Raw genomic sequence first — 18,734 nt, 5'->3', positions numbered from 1 at the left:
CCGGCGGCGTGGCCTTCTAGTCTGGGGGTGTGACAGCCACCCCAGCCTCGACGTACAGACTCCAACTGAACGCGTCCTTCACGTTCGACGACGCCGCGGCGCAGGTGCCGTACCTCGCCTCGCTGGGGGTGACCCACCTGTTCTGCTCCCCCATCCTGCAGGCAGCCCCAGGGTCCGTGCACGGCTACGACGTGGTCGACCACGCCCGCGTCTCCAGGGAGACCGGAGGGGAGGACGGGTTCAGGCGTCTGGCCGCCGCGGCGCGCGAGCACGGGCTCGGCATCGTCGTCGACGTGGTGCCCAACCACATGGCCGTGCCCACCCCGCTGTGGCTGAACCGCGCGCTGTGGGACGTGCTGCGCACCGGGCCGGAGTCCGAGTTCGCCAACTGGTTCGACATCGACGTGAGCCGGTCCCGGGCCATCCTGATGCCGATGCTCGGCCGCCGGATCGGCGACGAGCTGGCCGAGGGCACCATCGAGGTGGTGGAGCGGGAGATCGACGGCGGCACGGAGACGGTGGTGGCCTACCACGACCACGTCTTCCCCATCCGGCCCGGCACCGAGCATCTGCCCCTGGACGAGCTGCTGGATCAGCAGTGGTACCGGCTCGCGTACTGGAAGGTGGGCAACGAGGAGCTGAACTACCGCCGCTTCTTCGACGTGGACACCCTCGCCGCCATCCGGGTGGAGGACCAGTCCGTCTTCGACGCCAGCCACGCCCTGCTGCTACGCCTCTACGACGAGGGCCTGATCGACGGCTTCCGGATCGACCACCCCGACGGGCTGGCCACGCCGCGCGGCTACCTGCAGAAGCTGCACCGCGCCACCGGCGGCTGCTGGGTGGTGGTGGAGAAGATCCTGGAGCCACACGAGACCCTGCCCGCCGGCTCCCGCTGCGCCGGCACCACGGGCTACGACGCGCTGCTGCGGGTAGACGGCCTGTTCCACGATCCGGCGCAGCTGCCCCGCCTCAACGACCTGTGGGAGCGGGTGGCCGGCAACGAGGGCTGGTTCGGGGCCATGCTGCTGCGCGCCAAGGACGAGGTGGTGCGCACCATGCTGTTCGCCGAGGTGAACAGGCTGGTCTCCATCGCGGTGGCCGTGTGCGAGGCCGACGTCCGGCTGCGCGACCACACCCGCCGCCAGCTGGACCGCGCCATCCGGGCGCTGCTGGTGTCGATGGACCGCTACCGCGCCTACGTGGAGCCGGGCCTCCCCGCGCCACCCGAGGAGCGTGCCGTCATCCTGGAGGCGGCGGACCGCGCCCGACCCCAGCTCGACGACGACGAGCAGGCCACCCTGGACCTCATCGTCGCGCTGGCCTGCGGCGACACCAGGCCGGGCGTGCCGGGTGGTGCCGAGGACCTACCCACCGTCGGCTCCGGGGCCGTCACCACGGAGCTGCCGGCCGAGGGGCACGGGGTCGCGGAGCTGCGCGCCGAGTTCATGGTCCGCTTCGCCCAGACCTGCGGGCCGGTGATGGCCAAGTCCAAGGAGGACACCGCCTTCTACCGCTGGAACCGGTTCGTCGGCGTCAACGAGGTGGGCAGCGAGCCCACGCTGGTGGGGGTCTCCGTCGACGCGTTCCACAGCTTCTGCGAGGACCTGAGCGGCACCTGGCCCTCCACCATGACCACCCTGTCCACGCACGACACTAAGCGATCGGAGGACGTCCGCGCCCGCCTGGCCGCGCTCCTGGAGCACGCGAAGGAATGGGAGGCGTGCGTCGCGGAGCTGCGGTCGGCCACCGAAACGCAGCGCTCCGGCGTCGACGGCGCCACCGAGCTGCTGCTCTGGCAGACCCTGGCCGCCACCTGGCGGCTGCCCGGCACCACCGCCGGCGCGGCGCCCATCACGGCCGACCGGCTCGACGGCTACCTCACCAAGGCGATGCGCGAGGCGAAGTTGCACACCACCTGGTCGTCCCCGGATCCCGCCTACGAGCAGGCGGTGCTCGGGCTGGCGCACGCCGTGCTCGCCGACGAGCGCTGCGGCGCCGCCCTGGATGCCTTCACCACCACGGTCGCCGAGTCGGTGCGCTGCGTGGTGCTGGGTGCCAAGCTGATCCAGCTCGCCATGCCGGGCGTCCCGGACGTCTACCAGGGGTGCGAGGTGGTGGATCTCTCGCTCGTGGACCCGGACAACCGCCGCGCCGTGGACTACGTCGCGCGCGCAGACCTGCTGGCCGCCGTCGACGGCTCCGCGCAGCAGAGCCTGGACGCGGAGAAGCTGCTCGTCACCAGCCGGGCGCTGCGGCTGCGCCGGGACCTCCCGGACGCGTTCCGCGGCGAGTCCGCCACCTACTCGCCGGTGCCCAGCACCAGCGGCCACGCCGTCGCGTTCGCCCGGGGGGTGCGCGACGGTGGTGTCGCGGCGGTCGCGGTGGCCACGCGCCTCCCGGCGCTGCTGGCGGAGCGGGGCGGATGGGGCGAGCATCAGGTGATCCTGCCTGAGGCGCCGTTCGTGGATGCGCTGACCGGGCGCGAGTTCCCGGGCGGCTCCACCTCCCTGGCCGAGGTGCTGGCCACCCTCCCCGTCGCGCTGCTGGTGTCCCGATGAGGCCGGAGGTGTGGGCCCCCCTGGCCCGCGAGGTGGCGATGGTGACGACGTCCGGCGAGCACCAGATGGTGCGTCGCGGCGACGGCTGGTTCGCCGCGGAGGTCGATCTTGCCCCCGGGGAGCGCTACGCGTTCCGCCTCGACGGCGGCCCGCCGCTCCCGGACCCGCGGGCCCTGTGGCTGCCCGACGGCGTCCACGCCCCCTCAGCCGTGGTGGACCCGTCGCTGCTCCAGCGCGCCACGACGTGGACGGGGCTGGACCTGCGCGGCGCCGTGCTCTACGAGCTGCACGCGGGCACCTTCACCGAGGCCGGCACCTTCGACGCGGCGATCGAACGGCTTGATCACCTCGTGGGGCTGGGCATCGAGGCCGTGGAGCTGATGCCGGTGGCGGCGGCCCCCGGGGGTCGCGGCTGGGGCTACGACGGGGTGGCGTTGTACGCCGCCGACGAGAACTACGGCGGCCTCGCCGGGCTGGTGCGGCTGGTCGACGCCTGCCACGATCGCGGGCTCGGCGTGGTGCTGGACGTGGTGCACAACCACTTCGGCCCCGAGGGCAACTACCTCAGCCTCTTCGGGCCCTACTTCACGGATCAGCACACCACCCCCTGGGGCGACGCGGTCAACCTGGACGGGGAGGGCAGCGCGGAGGTCCGCCGGTTCCTCCTGGACTCGGCCCGGCACTGGCTGGTCGACGTCGGCGTGGACGGGCTGCGGCTGGACGCGGTGCACGCGCTGGAGGACAACTCCGAGGAGCACTTCCTCGCGGAGCTGTCCCTCAACGTGGCCAGGTGGGCGGATGAGACCGGTCGGCCGCTGAGCCTGATCGCCGAGTCGGACCTCAATCAGCCCTCCATGATGGCCCCTGCCGGGTCCGGTACCTGGGCGGCAGGCATGGACGCGCAGTGGGCAGATGACGTGCATCACGCGCTGCACAGCTTCTTCTCCGGCGAGCAGCAGGGCTACTACGTGGACTTCGGGTCCGCCCAGGTCCTCGCCAAGGCGCTCACCCGGGTCTTCGTCCACGACGGCGCCCTGTCCACCTACCGCGGCCAGGAGTGGGGCGCTCCGGTGGATCCGGACAGCCCCCACTACGACGGGCACTCCTTCGTGGTGTTCCTGCAGAACCACGACCAGGTGGGCAACCGGGCGGTGGGCGACCGATTCGCCCAGCACGCCTCGGCGGACCTGCAGGCGGCCGCCGCGGCCCTGTACCTCCTCGGACCGTTCACGCCGATGCTGTTCATGGGCGAGGAATGGGCCGCCTCCACCCCCTTCCCCTACTTCAGCCACCTCGGCCCGGAGCTGGGCCCCTTCGTGACGGAGGGCCGGGCCCGCGAGTTCGAGGCCACGGGGTGGTCGGTGCCCACGCCGGACCCGCAGGCCGAGGAGACGTGGCGTTCGGCCGTGCTCCGCTGGGACGAGCGCGGCGAGCCCGCGCACGGGAGGATGCTGCGCTGGTACCGACGGCTGCTTGAGCTGCGCCGCACCGAGCCCGGCGTCGGCTCCCCGGACCTCAGCGGCACGCGGGTGGAGATCATCGACGACGACACGGTGGTCCTGCACCGCGGCGACGTGCGGGTGGCGGCCACCCGGGGCGTCGGCCGCGACGTGGAGCTCGGCGGGCGCCTGCTCGCCTCGTGGGACGACGGCGCGGACCTGGGTGGGGGCCGGTACCGGCTGCGCGGACCGGGCGCGGTGATCGCCGTCAGTTGAACGAGGCCGGGTGTGCGGCCAAGATGGGGGCCATGACTGATGCCAACTTCTCGCGCCCAGGCGCCGTGGACCTCTCCGCCCTCTCCCAGCCCGCGCGCCCCAGCAGCGGCGGCGGCTACGTCACCCAGGTGTCGGAGGCGGACTTCCAGGGCCTGGCGGCGATGTCGGCCCAGCATCCGGTCATCCTCGAGTTCCACTCCCCGCGAGACCCCAACGGCCAGGCGGTCTCCGCCGCGCTGGCAGAGCTGGTCAACGCCGCAGGCGGCCGATTCCTGCTGGGACGCGTGGACGTTGACGCCGAGCCTCGCCTGGCGCAGGCGCTGCAGATCCTGGCCGTGCCCACCGTCGTGGCGGTCATCGGCGGCCAGATGGCGCCCCTGTTCCAGGGCACCAAGTCCCGCGAGGAGATCTCGGCGGTGCTGGACCAGATCGCCCAGCTCGCCGTGGCCAACGGGATGACGGGACGCGCCCAGCCCGTGTCAGGTTCCCCCGTCGCCGAGGGTGCGCCGGCCGAGCCGGCCGCGAACCCGCGCTTCGCGAAGGCCGACGCCGCCCTGGAGGCCGGGGACTACGCGGCCGCCGTGCGCGAGTTCGACGTCCTGCTGAAGGAGACCCCGGGCGATGCCGAGGTGATCGCCGGGCGCGCCCAGTCCGCCCTGCTGGAGCGCAGCGCCTCGTTCGACCCGGCCGCCATCGTGGACCGCGCCAACGCCAACCCCGAGGACCTCGCCGCCCAACTCGACGCGGCCGATCTCGAGATCATCAGCGGCCGCTACGCGGAGGCCTTCGAGCGGCTGCTCGGGCTGGCCTCGCAGTCCGGCCCCGAGGACCGCGACACCATCCGCGTGCGGCTCCTGGAGCTCTTCGAGGTGGTGGGCCGCACCGATCCCGCCGTCCTCAAGGCGCGGCGCAGGCTGGCCACGGTCCTGTTCTGACCTGACTCAGCGCCAGGCGATGCCGGGCGAGCGGTGCCACGGCCAGCCCACCAGGACCCACCCCAGGGCAACCGCATGCAACCCGGCCTTCGGGGTGGAAGGATGGGCCCATGGCACATGAGCGAGCCGGCCAGCCGGCCCAGGAACAGGACCTCATCAACGTCGACGAGCTACTCGCCGCGTATTACGACCGCACCCCGGACCCCACCAACCCAGACCAGATGGTGGTCTTCGGCACCTCCGGGCACCGCGGATCGTCGCTGGACACCGCCTTCCAGGACCTCCACATCGCGGCCACCACGCAGGCCATCGTCGAATACCGCGCCGAACAGGGCACCACCGGCCCCCTGTTCATCGGGAAGGACACCCACGCCCTCTCACTGCCCGCGTGGAAGACGGCCATCGAGGTGCTTGGCGCCAACGGCGTCGAGATCTGCGCCGAGCGCGAGGACGAGTACACGCCCACGCCCGCGGTGTCGCGGGCGATCATCCGCTACAACCGCCTCAACTCGGCCAAGGCCGACGGCATCGTCGTCACCCCCTCGCACAACCCGCCTCGCGACGGCGGCTTCAAGTACAACCCGCCCACCGGGGGCCCCGCGGACTCGGACGCCACCTCGGTGATCGCCGCCCGCGCCAACGAGCTGATGGGCGATCCCTCCGGCATCCGCCGGGGAAGCTACGGGTCCACGGAGGTCAACCGGTACGACTACCGGACCCCCTACTGCCAGGAGTTGTCCACCGCCATCGACTTCGACGCCATCAAGGCCTCCGGGCTGGTGCACGGGGCAGACCCCATGGGCGGGGCGTCGGTGCAGTACTGGGAGCACCTCGCCGAGATGGGCCTGCCGATCACGGTGGTCAACCCGCGGGTTGATCCCCGGTGGAGCTTCATGACGCTGGACACCGACGGCAAGATCCGGATGGACTGCTCCTCCCCCAACGCGATGGCCTCGCTGGTGGCGCAACGCGACTCGTTCAGCGTCGCCACCGGCAACGACGCGGACTCCGACCGCCACGGCATCGTCACCCCGGACCACGGACTGATGAACCCCAACGCCTTCCTGGCGGTGGCGATCAACTACCTGTTCGCACACCGCCCGGGGTGGGCGGCCGACGCCGGCATCGGCAAGACCCTGGTGTCGTCGTCGATCATCGACAAGGTGGCAGCCAAGCTCGGCCGCCGCCTCGTGGAGGTGCCGGTGGGCTTCAAGTGGTTCGTGCCCGGCCTGATGGACGGCTCGATCGGCTTCGGTGGCGAAGAGTCGGCCGGGGCGTCGTTCCTGGCCATGGACGGCTCCACGTGGACCACGGACAAGGACGGTCTGCTGCTGGCGTTGCTGGCCTCCGAGATCATCGCGGTCACCGGCAAGACCCCCTCGCAGCACTACGCCGAGCTGGAGGCCGAGTTCGGCCGCTCGTACTACGCCCGCGTGGACGCCGACGCCAGCCGCGAGCAGAAGGCGCGGCTGGGCCACCTCGGCGCTTCGGACGTCACGGTCACCGAGCTGGCCGGTGAGCAGATCACCGCGGTGCTCTCCCACGCACCGGGCAACGGCGCGGCCATCGGCGGCATCAAGGTGACCACGGACAGCGCCTGGTTCGCCGCGCGCCCGTCCGGCACGGAGGACAAGTACAAGATCTACGCCGAATCCCTCAAGAGCGCAGACCACCTGATCGAGGTCCAGCAGGCCGCCAAGGCGCTGGTGGACCAGGCTCTGGCAGGCTGAGACGGGCGGACCCGGTCAGACGCCGTCGGCCTCGTTGGGGCTGTCGAGGCTGACCGGGTCCATGTTCAGCACGGCGGTGTCCATCCGCATGGTCTGCCGCAGCCCCGAGCGCTGGATGACCCGCTGGATGGTGAGGTCGCGGCTGTCTGGGTCCCCCACATAGCGGATCTCGCGCAAGCCCTGGCCCTGGGCGGCGGACTCGAACACGAAGTGGCCGTAGCCGAGCAGCTGCCCCACCAGGGAGCGGTACATCGAGATGTCGAGGATGCGGGTCATCGGCATCGTGGCCAGGGACCTGTCGAACACGCCGTGCACTCGGAACACCCGCATGTTGGTGATGACGAATCGGTCCATGTGCGCCACATGCACCTTCCACAGCCCGGTGCTGAGGGTGCCCAACGCGAGTATCACTGGCACCCAGTAGAGGCTGCCGGCGCCGATCGCCGAGATGAACAACGGGATGCTGAGGCTGGCGAGCGCGTACCACCAGATCGTCGCGGCCCAGTGCTTGCGCACCTCGTCGATGATCACCTCGCCCTCGTCCACCAGAAGGTGACCCTGGACGTCCGGCTCAACCAGGCTGCGGAAGAAGTTCACCTCATGCGGCCAGCGAGGTGAAGAAGACTCCGATCGCCTCGAATGCACCGAAGAACGACTTGACCGCCTCTGCGGCGGCCTCAGGGCGGGTGAACAGGTAGAACAGCACGAAGGCGGCCACCAATACCAACAGGGCCTTCTTCAGCCAACCAAGCACGGCGTCCTCCTCGCGTCGTCAGCTGCCAGTGTGCCGCACGCACCGAACGGCCCCGTCGCGACGCGCCGAAGCAGCCGAGTCTTCCCCGACCCCCATCGCCCGCGGCGGCCGCCGGTGTGAAAAACTGGCGGCATGGACAACACTGACCTTTTCATCTGCATCGATCACGTCGGCCTGGCCGTCCCGGACCTCGACGAGGCCGTCAAGTTCCACACCGAGACCTTCGGGTGGCGCGAGCTGCACCGCGAGGTCAACGAGGAGCAGGGCGTGGCCGAGGCCATGATGGGCACCGGCGAGCAGGGCGAGGAGAACGGCAAGATCCAGCTGTTGGCCCCCCTCAACGAGAACTCGACCATCGCCAAGTACCTGGCCAAGAACGGCCCCGGCATGCAGCAGCTGGCCTACCGCGTGGCGGACCTGGACCACGTCTCCGAGGTTCTCAAGGAGCGCGGCATGCGCCTCCTGTTCCCGGAGGCCAAGCGCGGGACCGGCGGGTCGCGGATCAACTTCGTGCACCCCAAGGACGCCCGCGGGGTGCTGCTCGAGCTCGTCGAGCTGCCCAAGGAACCGGCCGCGCACTGAGTTCGCGCGGATTGACTGACGAGGGCCGGGTGAGCGCACCCGGCCCTCGCCCGTCTTCCGGAGCGACTAGGCTCGGACGTGACGATCCCCCGTCGAGGAGAGGAGTGCCGGTGTCCACACCGAGAAGCGACTTCGAGAGCGAAGAGACCGGTCTCAACCTGTTCGACGACCGGGCCACCGCGGCGGGGAGCTTCCCCCACTCGATGCTCGGCTACGACAAGCATGCGGTGGACACCTACGTTCGCGAAGTGGAGACGTCGGTCAGCCAGCTGAAGATGCAGGTGCGCGAACGCACCCGCGAGATCGCGTTCATCAAGGCTGAGCAGGGCACCACGGACTTCACCCGCCTCGGCGCGCACGCCACCGGGCTCCTGCGCTCGGCGGAGGCGCAGGCCGGAGACATCGTCAACTCCGCGCAGCAGGAGGCCGAACGGATCAAGACCGAGGCCCGCCGGACGGCCGCGGCGCTGCGCGAGTCGGCGCAGCAGGAGGCCGACGACGTGCGCCTCACCGGCCTGGCCGGGCTCCGGGAACTGCGCCAGCAGCAGGCCGACGCCGGCAAGTCCACCTTGGAGATGGCCCGCCGCGACGCGGACATGATGATCGCCGACGCCCGGCTGAAGGCCAAGGCCATCCTCGAGGCGGCCTCACTGCAGGCCGCCACACAGCTGGAGGCTGCCACCATCGAGGGCGCGCGCCGCGCCCAGGACGCCTCACGCGCCGCCACCGAGATCAAGCTGGCCGCCGAGAAGGCCGCCGAGGAGACCCTGGCGGCTGCGTCGCGCACTGCTCGCGAGGCCGAAGAGTCGGTCACGGACCGGCTCGCGCAGGCGGACGCGGAGACGGCAGCCGCGGACAACCGGGTGGCCGAAGCACGCGAGGAGGCGCAGCGGATCCGCGCCGAGGCGGTCGCGTCGGCGGAGTCCATCCGCCTGGGCGCCACCCGGCAGAGCGAGGAGACGTTGGCCACCATGCGAGCCCGCGCCCTCGACGCCGAGACCGCGCTGGAGGAGAAGCTGGCCTGGCGCAAGGAGCAGCTGGAGCGCGACATCGCCACCCTGGAGAGCCGCCGCGCCACCGCACTGGCCCAGCTGAGCAACCTGAGGGCGCTGGCGGAGGAGTCCGCCCGCTTCGAGGAAGAGCTCACCGCCGTGATCCAGAAGGACAGCCCACCCCAGTGACCGAGCCACCCGCAGGCGGGGAGGAGCAGCCGATCGAGGTCGCCGCCCCTGCTCCCGCACCCGCGGCCAGACGGCGCAGCCTCCTGGGGCGAGGAGTGCGCCTCGTCGCGCGCGGCGCCCGTACGCTGCTCACCCCAACCCCGGAGCCCGTGGTAGTCCCGGTCCCGCCGGCGCCCGTGGACCCGCTGGCCCGCTCCCCGTGGCCCTCGCCGTTCGTGTTCGGGTTCATGGGAGCCCTCGGCGTCCTCGTGGCGGTGGCACTGGCCCAAGCGGTCATCACCGTGCAGAGCGTCCTCATCCTCGTGGTCATGGCGCTCTTCCTGGCGCTCGGGCTGAGCCCCGCCGTCGAGTTCCTCACCAGGCGGCGGATCCCCAGACCCTTCGCGGTGACCATCGTGACCATCGCGCTGCTGGCCGTCATAGCGCTGGGCGTGACCGCCCTGGTCCCGGTGCTCACCCAGCAGACCGCCGCGCTGACGCGGAACCTGCCGACGCTGCTGCAGAACCTGGCCCGTCACCCGCAGATCGCGCAGTGGGAGGAGCAGTACGACATCACCCAGACGATCACGGACTTCTTCTCCTCGGGTGCGCTCATCAACAACCTCTTCGGCGGGCTGTGGGGGGCGGGGCGTCTGGTGGCCAACCTCGTCTTCTCTGTCATCGTCACGCTGGTGCTGACCATCTACTTCCTCGCCTCCCTGCCCACCATCAAGGAGACGCTCTACACCTTCTCCCCGGGCAGCCGTCGCGCCCGCACCCGGTATCTCGCCGACGAGATCTTCAGGGGCGTCTCCGGCTACATCACGGGAATGTTCGTCATCGTCTCAGTGGCCTCCATCTGCGCCTTCGTGTTCATGAACTTCGCCGGCCTCGGCAGCTACTCGCTGGCCCTCGCGTTCGTGGTGGCACTGTTCTGCTTCATCCCCCTGGTGGGCTCGTCGCTGGCGATGGCATCCGTGGCCATCGTGGCGTTCGCGGTGGACCCCACCATCGGCATCGCCACCATCATCTACTTCCTCATCTACCAGCAGTTCGACGCCTACGTCCTCTACCCCAATGTGCTGAAGCGCACCGTACGGATTCCAGGGGCGCTGGTGGTCCTGTCCGCCATCATCGGCGGCATGCTGTTCGGGGTGATCGGGGCCGTGATCGCCATCCCGACCACGGCCGCGATGCTGCTGCTCTACCGCGAGATCGTGCAGCCGGCGCTGGACGCCGCCTGAGATCACGCTATGTTGGCCCCGTGCGTTTGGTGGTAGCGAAGTGTCAGGTGGACTACGTCGGAAGGTTGACGGCCCACCTCCCGATGGCGACCCGGCTGATCCTCGTCAAGGCGGACGGCTCGGTGTCGGTGCACGCAGATGATCGCGCCTACAAGCCCCTCAACTGGATGAGCCCGCCCTGCACGCTCGTCGTCGATGAGCCGGACGTGGAGTCCGCGGCCTCGCTCGGCGTCACGCAGGTGTGGCAGGTCCGCGCCAAGGACGGAGACACCCTGCGCATCGCGCTCGCCGAGGTGTTCCACGACTCGGCCCACGAGCTCGGGATCGATCCGGGCCTGCAGAAGGACGGCGTCGAGGCCCACCTGCAGGCGTTGCTGGCCGAGCATCCCGCCACCCTGGGGGACGGGCTGCAGCTCATCCAGCGGGAGTACCTCACCCCCATCGGCCCGGTGGACCTGCTGCTGCGCGACGAGCGGGGAGGCTACGTGGCGGTGGAGGTGAAGCGGCGCGGCGAGATCGACGGCGTCGAGCAGCTCACCCGCTACCTCGAGCTGATGAACCGGGACCCCCACCTCGCGCCGGTGCGCGGGATCTTCGCCGGGCAGCAGATCAAGCCGCAGGCGCGCACCCTGGCGGCGGACCGCAACATCGAGTGGCGCCTCATCGACTACGACGTGCTCCGCGGCCTGGACAACGCCGACGAGCGGCTGTTCTGATGGCCCGGCGCCCGTCGAAGCACCTCCGCGCGCCGCGGCCCCTGCTGTCGGGTGGCGCGCAGCGCCGCGAGCGCCGACGGGGCACGGACTACATCGTCCGCGACGTGCCCGCGCACCGCGCGGGCAAGGAGTACCGCTGCCCCGGCTGTGAGCAGCGGATCCAGCCCAGCACGGCGCACGTGGTGGCCTGGCCGGACACCCCGCCACTGGGCGCAGATTCAGGGCTGGAGGTCCGTCGCCATTGGCACACGCACTGCTGGGGGCTGAACAGGTGACCCTGCACGAGATGGTCGTCGGCTCGGGGCCTGTGGAGGCCGTGTTCCTGCACGGCCTGTTCGGTCAGGGCAAGAACTTCGGCACCGTCGCCGCCCGGTTGGGCGATATCGCCACCTGCCACCTCGTCGATCTGCCCAACCACGGGCGCTCCGCGTGGACCGAGGAGTTCACCCTGGACGGGCAGGCCGAGGTGGTCGCGGACTGGCTGGCGCACCGGTTCGACGGCCCGGTGGCGCTGATCGGGCACTCCCTCGGCGGGAAGGTGGCGATGCGGCTGGCGCTGACCCGCGGCGAGCTGGTGGACCGCCTCATGGTGCTGGACATCTCGCCGGCCCGGAATGTCGCGGCGGCCACGTTCGTCAACCTGGTGGCCGCCCTGCGCACGCTGGACATGGACTCCCTGACCAGCCGCGCCCAGGCCGACGAGGAGCTGGCCGAACTCATCCCGGACGTCGTGGTGCGTCGATTCCTCCTGCAGAACCTGCGGCACAAGGGCGCGCACTGGTCGTGGCAGGCCAACCTGGACCTGCTGGGCGATTCCCTGCACGCCGTGGGAGGGTGGCCGGCCATCGACGCCACGTTCGACGGCCCGGTGCTGTGGGTCAACGGAGGCCGCTCCCCCTATGTGCTGCCCGAGCACCTGGAACCGATGCGCCGCCTGTTCCCCCGCGTCCTGCAGCTCACGCTCAAGCGCGCCGGGCACTGGGTGCACTCGGACGACCCGGACGGCTTCGTGACGGTGGTGCGGCACTTCCTCACCGACTACGGTGACGCGGCCTCAGCCCAGCGTGACTGACTCGATCTTCGCCTCAGCGTTGGGCGAGGTCTGATCCGTGCCGTCGACGCCCTGCGCCGCGATCCCCGCCACCACGTCGAGGCCTTCCTGGTCCATGGTGCCGAAGACGGTGTACTCGGGCGGCAGCGGCGTGTCCGCCCACACCAGGAAGAACTGGGAGCCGCCGGTGTCCGGCGGCTGACGCTTGGCCATCGCGACGGTGCCCGCCGGATAGGTGGGCGCCGGGTCCAGCTCGTCCGGGATCGTGTAGCCCGGGCCGCCGGTGCCCGTGGCGGTGGGATCCCCGCACTGGAGGATGAAGATGCCGTAGTCGACGAGCCGATGACACTGGGTCTCGTCGAAGTAGCCCTGCTCTGCCAGCGACACGAACGAGTTGACGGTGCAGGGGGCCTTCGCGCGGTCCAGAGTCAGGTCCACGTCCCCGGCGGTGAGGTGCAGCGTGAGGCCGACGGTGCCCTGATCCGGGACGTTCTCACCCACCGGCGGGTCGACGGGGCGCGCCGGGTCACCGTCCGAGGGGTACTCGCAGGTCACTCCGGTGGCTGCCTGCACTGATCCTGGGTTGGACTCGTTGGCGTTCTGGCAGGCGCTGAGAGACAGCAGCGCCGCAACGGTCAGCAGCGGGAGGGGTGGGATGCGCACGGATGACAGCTTGGCATAGATTGGGGGCATGGTCACCCTCTCGAAGATCTACACCCGCACCGGCGATGCCGGCACCACCCGACTCTCCGACAACTCGGAGGTGTCCAAGACGGACCTTCGCGTGGAGGCGTACGGACACGTCGACGAGGCCAACTCCGCCATCGGTGTCGCGGTGGCCACCGGCGGCCTGTCGGCGCGGCTCCAGGAGATGCTGGCGTTGATCAGCAACGAGCTGTTCGACGTGGGAGCGGACCTGTCGACGCCGCTCAACCCTGCACCGGCCTGGCCTCCGCTGCGGATTGAGCAGTCCTCGGTGGACAGGCTGGAGGCGTTCTGCGACGAACTGCAGGAGGGCCTGCCCGTGCTGCGCAGCTTCATCCTCCCGGGCGGGAACCCTGCCGGCGCCCAGCTGCACGTGGCCCGCACGGTGGCCAGGAGGGCCGAGCGCGCCGCCTGGCGGTGCGTGGAGCGCTATGGGACGGCCGCCGACGGCGGAGTGAACCTGCTGGCCATCACGTACCTCAACCGGCTCTCGGACCTGCTGTTCATCATGTCCCGCGCGGCCAACGGCACGGCCGGTGAGATCCTGTGGGTGCCCGGCACGGACCGGGTCAAGCCGGGAGACACCCCCAGCTAGAGGGGCGAGTCCGCGCTGGCCGGGAAGTAGTGGCTCCCGGGCGGTGCGGACTCCAGCCAGCTCATCAGCGCGAGCACCTCGTCGCTGGCCATGGCCAGGGTGTGTACATGGGAGGAGCTGCGGTCCTTCACCGTCACGATCACGGAGTTGTCGAACAGCGCGATCAGCTCGATACCCTCCGGTGTGCGCTGGTGCAGGTAGGCCGTGCCCGCGCGCTGGAGGACGAGCTTGGGGTGCAGGCTGAACGAGAAGGACCTGAACCACTCCAGGCTCTCGCCCCGGAAACGGGCCATCCCCAGCACCCAACCCACGCCGGGAGCATCGTCGCGGACCCGATGCGCACAGTCAAAGAGGCCGCCCTGGCCCGTGAGCCAGCGGCGGCGGAGGTAGAGCAGCACGAAGGGCAGCAGTACGACGGCCATGACGATCACAGTCGTCATGACGAACTGCCACACCATCGGTGCCTCCCTCTCCTCCCAGGTTCTGACCCCGGTATGCGCTCAGGGCAGCTCCCCTGGCGCGGAGAGCCGCCCTGAGCGGTTCGACTATGTGGGCTACGTGGTTGCCCTTTCACCGGCACGGATCTGCGCCTGCAGGATGCGCAGGTGATGCAGCTCGTCTTCGTCGGCTTCGCCCTGCATCGCCTTGGCCTCCAGGGTGGACGCCTCTCGGCGCGCCTCCTCCAGGCCCACCTCATGTCCGAGCCTCGCCATCTGGCTGAGCACCGAGACCCGGCCATTGGCGACGGAGATGAATCCGCCGTCGACGGCGAGCGACTCGCTCCTGCCGTCTGCCGTGACGATCTCCACCACGCATGGCACCAACACCGCCAGGAACGGCTCGTGGCCAGGCAGGATACCGACGTCACCCTCGACGGTGCGCGCGATGATGTTCACCGCCTCGCCGGACCAGACCAGGCGGTCGGCCGCGACGACCTCGACGTGGAGCGGGGGTCGGGACACGATCAGTCTTCCTTCTGCATCTTCGACCAGTTGGCCATGACGTCGTCCATGCCGCCGACGTTGAAGAACGCCTGCTCCGAGATGTGATCCACGTCGCCGCGGGTGATCATCTGGAACGCCTCGATGGTGTCGGCCAGCGGCACCGTGGAGCCTGGGATGTTGGTGAACTTCTCCGCCATGTAGGTGTTCTGCGAGAGGAACTGCTGGAGACGACGGGCGCGGTTCACCATGATCTTGTCCTCTTCGGACAGCTCGTCGATGCCGAGGATGGCGATGATGTCCTGGAGTTCCTTGTTGCGCTGCAGGATCTGCTTCACGCGCACCGCGGTGTCGTAGTGCTCCTGCCCGATGTACTGCGGGGAGAGGATGCGGCTCGACGAGGTCAGCGGGTCCACGGCCGGGTAGAGGCCGCGCGAGGCGATCTCACGCGACAGCTCCGTCGTGGCGTCAAGGTGCGCGAACGTGGTGGCCGGCGCGGGGTCGGTGTAGTCGTCGGCCGGCACGTAGATGGCCTGCATCGACGTGATGGAGTGGCCCTTCGTGGACGTGATCCGCTCCTGCAGCTGGCCCATCTCGTCGGCCAGGGTGGGCTGGTAGCCCACGGCGGACGGCATGCGTCCGAGCAGCGTGGAGACCTCGGAGCCGGCCTGGGTGAACCGGAAGATGTTGTCGATGAACAACAGCACGTCCTGGTTCTGGACGTCGCGGAAGTACTCGGCCATGGTCAGCGCCGAGAGCGCGACGCGGAGGCGGGTGCCCGGCGGCTCATCCATCTGGCCGAAGACGAGCGCGGTGTCCTTGAGGACGCCGGCCTCCTCCATCTCGTTGATGAGGTCGTTGCCCTCACGGGTGCGTTCGCCCACGCCCGCGAACACCGAGGTGCCGCCGAAGTTGTGGGCGATGCGGTAGATCATCTCCTGAATGAGGACTGTCTTGCCCACTCCGGCGCCGCCGAAGAGGCCGATCTTGCCGCCCTTCACGTACGGGGTGAGGAGGTCCAGCACCTTGATGCCGGTCTCCAGCATCTCGGTGCGGGGCTCCAGCGCGTCGAACTTCGGGGCGGAGCGGTGGATGGGCCACCGCTCGGTGATCTCGATGGTCGACGGGTCGACGTTGAGCACGTCACCGGTCACATTCCAGACGTGGCCCTTGGTGACGTCGCCGACAGGGACGGTGATGGGGGCGCCGGTGTCGCGCACCTCGGCACCGCGCCGCATGCCATCGGTGGGCTTCAACGCGATGGCGCGCACCAGGTTGTCGCCGATGTGCAGGGCGGTCTCCATGGTCATGGTGCGCTTCTCGCCCATGACCTCCGTCTCGACCAGCAGCGCGTTGCCGATCGGGGGGATCTGGTCGGCCGCGAACTCGACGTCCACGACGGGGCCGATGACGCGGGCAACTCGACCGACGCCACCTGTGGTGGCCGGCTGCGTCTCGCTAACAGTGGCAGTCATTAGTTCCTCATTCGTTCGGCTACTCGGACAGCGCCGAGGCGCCACCGACGATTTCAGTGATTTCTTGGGTGATCTCGGCCTGGCGGGCCTGGTTCGCCTCACGGGTCAACTGCTCGATGAGCGACTGGGCGTTGTCGGTCGCGGACTTCATCGCCCGCTGGCGGCTGGCCAGCTCCGACGCAGCGGACTGGAGAAGCGCGCTGTGGATGCGCTCTGCGACGAACAGCGGCAGCAACGAGTCCAGCACGGTGGCGATGTCGGGTTCGAAGTGGAAGAACGGGTTGAGCTCCTCCGGACTGGGGTCCGGATCCGACGGCGCATCCTCGACGACGAGCGGCAGCAGCCTGCGGGCCACGGCGGTCTGCGTGAGCATGGAGACGAACCGGGTGTTGACGACGTGGAGCTGGTCCACCCCGCCCTCGTCCGTGGGCTGCATGAACTTCTTCAGCAGCACCCCGGCGATCTCCCGAGCCTCGGCGTAGGTGGGGCGGTCGGAGAATCCGGTCCAGCTGCGTTCGATGGTGCGGTGACGGAAGTCGTAGTACGCCACGCCCTTCTGGCCCGCGATGTACATCACCACGTCCTGGCCCTCGCCCGTGAGCTTCGCGTACAGCTGCTCGGCCGCCTTGATGACGTTGGCCGAGTAGGCGCCGGCGAGGCCACGATCAGAGGTGATCAGCAGGATGGCCGACCGCTGCGGGTTCTCGACGTCGACCAGGAGCGGATGCTCCAGGTCGTGGGCGCTGGCCAGGGCGGAGACGGCCCTGGTCAGCTCCCGCGCGTAGGGCAGGGCGGACCTGGCCGCGTTCTGCGCCTTGATGATGCGCGACGCGGCGATGAGCTCCATGGCGCGGGTGATCTTCTTCGTCGTGCTGACCGACTTCCGGCGCTCGCGAAGCTCCCGCAGACTGCTGGCCATGGGTCAGCTCCGCTTCTGACGGACGATCGTCTCCTGGCCGATCTCCTCGTCCTCGAGTGGCTTGTGCTCCTCGCGTCCGACGAGCAGCTTGCCCTCGGACGTGCGGAACACGCGCTTGAAATCGGCCAAGGCGGTGATCGTCGCAGCCTTCAGCTCGTCGCCGAACAGGAAGGTGTCCGCGATCGACTGCAGGACGGTGGTGTTGTGGCGAAGGTAGTCCAGGAACTCACCCTCGAAGCGCAGCACATCGTCGACGGGCACGTCATCGAAGTGCCCCTCGATGCCGGACCACACCGACACGATCTGATCCTCGACCGGGTAGGGGGCGTACTGACCCTGCCGGAGAAGCTCGGTGAGGCGCTCGCCCCGGGCCAGCTGGCGGCGGCTCGCCGCGTCCAGATCGGAGGCGAACATGGCGAACGCCTGCATGTCGCGGTACTGCGCCAGATTGATCTTCAGCGAGCCCGATACCGCCTTCATCGCCTTGACCTGCGCGGCGCCACCCACGCGGGAGACGGACACGCCGACGTCGACCGCCGGACGCTGGTTGGCGTTGAACAGGTCCGACTGCAGGAAGATCTGGCCGTCGGTGATGGAGATCACGTTGGTGGGGATGTAGGCCGACACGTCGTTGGCCTTGGTCTCGATGATCGGAAGGCCGGTCATCGAACCCCCGCCGAGCTCGTCGGAGAGCTTGGCGCAGCGCTCCAGCAGGCGGGAGTGGAGGTAGAAGACGTCTCCGGGGTAGGCCTCACGGCCCGGGGGCCGGCGAAGCAGCAGCGACATGGCGCGGTAGGCCTCGGCCTGCTTCGTGAGGTCGTCGAACACGATGAGGACGTGGTTGCCCTGGTACATCCAGTGCTGGCCGATGGCCGAACCGGAGTAGGGGGCGATGTACTTGAAGCCGGCCGGGTCTGAGGCCGGCGAGTGCACGATGGTGGTGTACTCCAGGGCGCCCGCTGCCTCGAGGGTGCTGCGCACCTCGGCGATGGTCGAGCCCTTCTGGCCGATCGCCACGTAGATGCAGCGCACCTGCTTCTTCTTGTCGCCAGAGGCCCAGTTGGCCTTCTGATTGATGATCGTGTCCAGCGCGATGGCCGTCTTGCCGGTCTTGCGGTCACCGATGATCAGCTGACGCTGGCCGCGGCCGATCGGGATCATGGCGTCGATGGCCTTGAGGCCCGTCTGCAGTGGCTCCCGGACCTCCTGCCGGTCCATCACACCGGCGGCCTGAAGCTCGAGCGCACGACGGCCGTCGATGCCGTCGATCTCGCCGAGTCCGTCGATGGGGTTGCCCATGGCGTCCACGACGCGTCCGAGGTAGCCGTCGCCAACGGGCACCGAGAGCACGTCGCCGGTGCCGTGCACGACGGAGCCCTCATCGATGCCCTCGGAGTCTCCGAGGACGACGACGCCGATCTCGCGTTCGTCGAGGTTCAGGGCGATGCCCAGGGTTCCGTTCTCGAACCGCAACAGCTCATTGGCCATCGCCGAGGGCAGGCCCTCGACCCGGGCGATGCCGTCGCCGGAGGTCACGACGGTGCCGACCTCGGTCCGGGACGCGGCCTGGGGCTGGTATGCCTGGACGAAGTCGTCCAGCGCGCTGCGGATCTCGTCCGGACTGATGGTGAGTTCAGCCATTGCGTTTCTA

The 18,734-nt window shown here is 69.8% G+C and carries 19 protein-coding genes; 11 read left to right on the top strand and 8 right to left on the bottom strand.

Annotated features, from left to right (window positions below; all coding sequences use genetic code 11):
* The first annotated feature begins 29 nt into the window (after positions 1-29).
* The 4 genes from treY (at position 30) to pgm (ending at position 6,941) form a co-directional block, all read left to right on the top strand.
* Positions 30-2,561 (top strand): malto-oligosyltrehalose synthase, encoded by a 2,532-nt coding sequence (gene treY / locus H5398_RS09705; protein WP_182799859.1) that lies wholly within the window; start codon positions 30-32, stop codon positions 2,559-2,561.
* Between the two features lie 8 nt (positions 2,562-2,569).
* Positions 2,570-4,276, top strand: a complete 1,707-nt coding sequence (treZ, locus tag H5398_RS09700) for a malto-oligosyltrehalose trehalohydrolase (RefSeq protein ID WP_370586104.1) — start codon at positions 2,570-2,572, stop codon at positions 4,274-4,276.
* A gap of 32 nt (positions 4,277-4,308) precedes the next feature.
* On the top strand, positions 4,309-5,211 hold the full coding sequence (locus tag H5398_RS09695; protein WP_182799857.1) for a tetratricopeptide repeat protein: 903 nt from the start codon (positions 4,309-4,311) through the stop codon (positions 5,209-5,211).
* Positions 5,212-5,321: 110 nt separating this feature from the next.
* Entirely contained in the window at positions 5,322-6,941 is a 1,620-nt protein-coding gene (pgm, locus tag H5398_RS09690; protein WP_182799856.1) for a phosphoglucomutase (alpha-D-glucose-1,6-bisphosphate-dependent), read from the top strand.
* A 15-nt stretch (positions 6,942-6,956) separates the two neighbouring features.
* On the opposite strand, the gene H5398_RS09685 is transcribed toward pgm, so the two are convergent.
* Entirely contained in the window at positions 6,957-7,538 is a 582-nt protein-coding gene (locus H5398_RS09685) for a PH domain-containing protein (protein WP_182799855.1), read from the bottom strand.
* Position 7,539: 1 nt separating this feature from the next.
* The gene (locus H5398_RS09680) at positions 7,540-7,695 is read right to left on the bottom strand and encodes a hypothetical protein (protein WP_182784089.1); all 156 of its coding nucleotides are present in this window, start codon (positions 7,693-7,695) and stop codon (positions 7,540-7,542) included.
* Positions 7,696-7,827: 132 nt separating this feature from the next.
* Between H5398_RS09680 and mce the strand changes: the two genes are divergently transcribed.
* The 6 genes from mce to H5398_RS09650 all read left to right on the top strand — a co-directional run bounded on the left by mce (position 7,828) and on the right by H5398_RS09650 (position 12,469).
* Positions 7,828-8,277 carry a methylmalonyl-CoA epimerase gene (gene mce, locus H5398_RS09675; protein WP_182784091.1) on the top strand — a complete coding sequence of 150 codons (450 nt, stop codon included), beginning with the start codon at positions 7,828-7,830 and terminating at the stop codon, positions 8,275-8,277.
* 110 nt (positions 8,278-8,387) lie between these two features.
* A complete protein-coding gene (locus H5398_RS09670; RefSeq protein WP_182799854.1) occupies positions 8,388-9,458 on the top strand; it encodes a DivIVA domain-containing protein in 1,071 nt (356 codons plus the stop codon).
* Positions 9,455-10,681: an AI-2E family transporter gene (locus H5398_RS09665; protein WP_182799853.1), complete on the top strand. Its 1,227-nt coding sequence runs from the start codon at positions 9,455-9,457 to the stop codon at positions 10,679-10,681. The genes H5398_RS09670 and H5398_RS09665 overlap by 4 nt, the downstream gene beginning before the upstream one ends.
* A gap of 20 nt (positions 10,682-10,701) precedes the next feature.
* Entirely contained in the window at positions 10,702-11,397 is a 696-nt protein-coding gene (nucS, locus tag H5398_RS09660) for an endonuclease NucS (protein WP_182799852.1), read from the top strand.
* Positions 11,397-11,672 (top strand): hypothetical protein, encoded by a 276-nt coding sequence (locus tag H5398_RS09655; protein WP_182784098.1) that lies wholly within the window; start codon positions 11,397-11,399, stop codon positions 11,670-11,672. The genes nucS and H5398_RS09655 overlap by 1 nt, the downstream gene beginning before the upstream one ends.
* Entirely contained in the window at positions 11,669-12,469 is an 801-nt protein-coding gene (locus tag H5398_RS09650) for an alpha/beta fold hydrolase (RefSeq protein WP_370586103.1), read from the top strand. Before H5398_RS09655 ends, H5398_RS09650 begins: the two co-directional genes overlap by 4 nt.
* On the opposite strand, the gene H5398_RS09645 is transcribed toward H5398_RS09650, so the two are convergent.
* Positions 12,452-13,141, bottom strand: coding sequence for a peptidylprolyl isomerase (locus H5398_RS09645; RefSeq protein WP_182799851.1), 690 nt, complete (start codon positions 13,139-13,141; stop codon positions 12,452-12,454). The genes H5398_RS09650 and H5398_RS09645 overlap by 18 nt on opposite strands.
* On the opposite strand from H5398_RS09645, the gene H5398_RS09640 reads away from it, so the two are divergent.
* Positions 13,140-13,748 (top strand): cob(I)yrinic acid a,c-diamide adenosyltransferase, encoded by a 609-nt coding sequence (locus H5398_RS09640; RefSeq protein ID WP_182799850.1) that lies wholly within the window; start codon positions 13,140-13,142, stop codon positions 13,746-13,748. The genes H5398_RS09645 and H5398_RS09640 overlap by 2 nt on opposite strands.
* Here the strand turns inward: H5398_RS09640 and H5398_RS09635 are convergent.
* The 5 genes from H5398_RS09635 to atpA all read right to left on the bottom strand — a co-directional run bounded on the left by H5398_RS09635 (position 13,745) and on the right by atpA (position 18,724).
* On the bottom strand, positions 13,745-14,188 hold the full coding sequence (locus H5398_RS09635; protein ID WP_182799849.1) for a DUF2550 domain-containing protein: 444 nt from the start codon (positions 14,186-14,188) through the stop codon (positions 13,745-13,747). The two genes, H5398_RS09640 and H5398_RS09635, sit on opposite strands and share 4 nt — an antisense overlap.
* A gap of 114 nt (positions 14,189-14,302) precedes the next feature.
* Complete coding sequence (locus H5398_RS09630; RefSeq protein WP_182784106.1) at positions 14,303-14,710, bottom strand: F0F1 ATP synthase subunit epsilon; 408 nt, start codon at positions 14,708-14,710, stop codon at positions 14,303-14,305.
* A 2-nt stretch (positions 14,711-14,712) separates the two neighbouring features.
* Positions 14,713-16,164 carry a F0F1 ATP synthase subunit beta gene (gene atpD, locus H5398_RS09625; RefSeq protein WP_182784108.1) on the bottom strand — a complete coding sequence of 484 codons (1,452 nt, stop codon included), beginning with the start codon at positions 16,162-16,164 and terminating at the stop codon, positions 14,713-14,715.
* Between the two features lie 19 nt (positions 16,165-16,183).
* Positions 16,184-17,083 carry a F0F1 ATP synthase subunit gamma gene (locus tag H5398_RS09620; RefSeq protein ID WP_182799848.1) on the bottom strand — a complete coding sequence of 300 codons (900 nt, stop codon included), beginning with the start codon at positions 17,081-17,083 and terminating at the stop codon, positions 16,184-16,186.
* A gap of 3 nt (positions 17,084-17,086) precedes the next feature.
* The gene (gene atpA, locus H5398_RS09615) at positions 17,087-18,724 is read right to left on the bottom strand and encodes a F0F1 ATP synthase subunit alpha (RefSeq protein ID WP_182784111.1); all 1,638 of its coding nucleotides are present in this window, start codon (positions 18,722-18,724) and stop codon (positions 17,087-17,089) included.
* Positions 18,725-18,734 lie beyond the last annotated feature (10 nt).

Origin of the sequence: Tessaracoccus sp. MC1679, from assembly GCF_014164775.1 — a bacterium.
Taxonomy (GTDB): domain Bacteria; phylum Actinomycetota; class Actinomycetes; order Propionibacteriales; family Propionibacteriaceae; genus Arachnia.
This window is presented reverse-complemented; position numbering and strand designations above follow the sequence as displayed.

Excerpts from the sequence above, each read along its gene's own strand:
- H5398_RS09655 (WP_182784098.1), top strand. The coding sequence starts at position 11,397 with ATGGCCCGGCGCCCGTCGAAGCACCTCCGCGCGCCGCGGCCCCTGCTG.
- pgm (WP_182799856.1), top strand. The coding sequence starts at position 5,322 with ATGGCACATGAGCGAGCCGGCCAGCCGGCCCAGGAACAGGACCTCATC.
- H5398_RS09695 (WP_182799857.1), top strand. The coding sequence starts at position 4,309 with ATGACTGATGCCAACTTCTCGCGCCCAGGCGCCGTGGACCTCTCCGCC.
- H5398_RS09620 (WP_182799848.1), bottom strand. The coding sequence starts at position 17,083 with ATGGCCAGCAGTCTGCGGGAGCTTCGCGAGCGCCGGAAGTCGGTCAGC.
- H5398_RS09635 (WP_182799849.1), bottom strand. The coding sequence starts at position 14,188 with ATGACGACTGTGATCGTCATGGCCGTCGTACTGCTGCCCTTCGTGCTG.
- atpD (WP_182784108.1), bottom strand. The coding sequence starts at position 16,164 with ATGACTGCCACTGTTAGCGAGACGCAGCCGGCCACCACAGGTGGCGTC.
- H5398_RS09645 (WP_182799851.1), bottom strand. The coding sequence starts at position 13,141 with ATGCCCCCAATCTATGCCAAGCTGTCATCCGTGCGCATCCCACCCCTC.
- mce (WP_182784091.1), top strand. The coding sequence starts at position 7,828 with ATGGACAACACTGACCTTTTCATCTGCATCGATCACGTCGGCCTGGCC.
- atpA (WP_182784111.1), bottom strand. The coding sequence starts at position 18,724 with ATGGCTGAACTCACCATCAGTCCGGACGAGATCCGCAGCGCGCTGGAC.
- H5398_RS09640 (WP_182799850.1), top strand. The coding sequence starts at position 13,140 with ATGGTCACCCTCTCGAAGATCTACACCCGCACCGGCGATGCCGGCACC.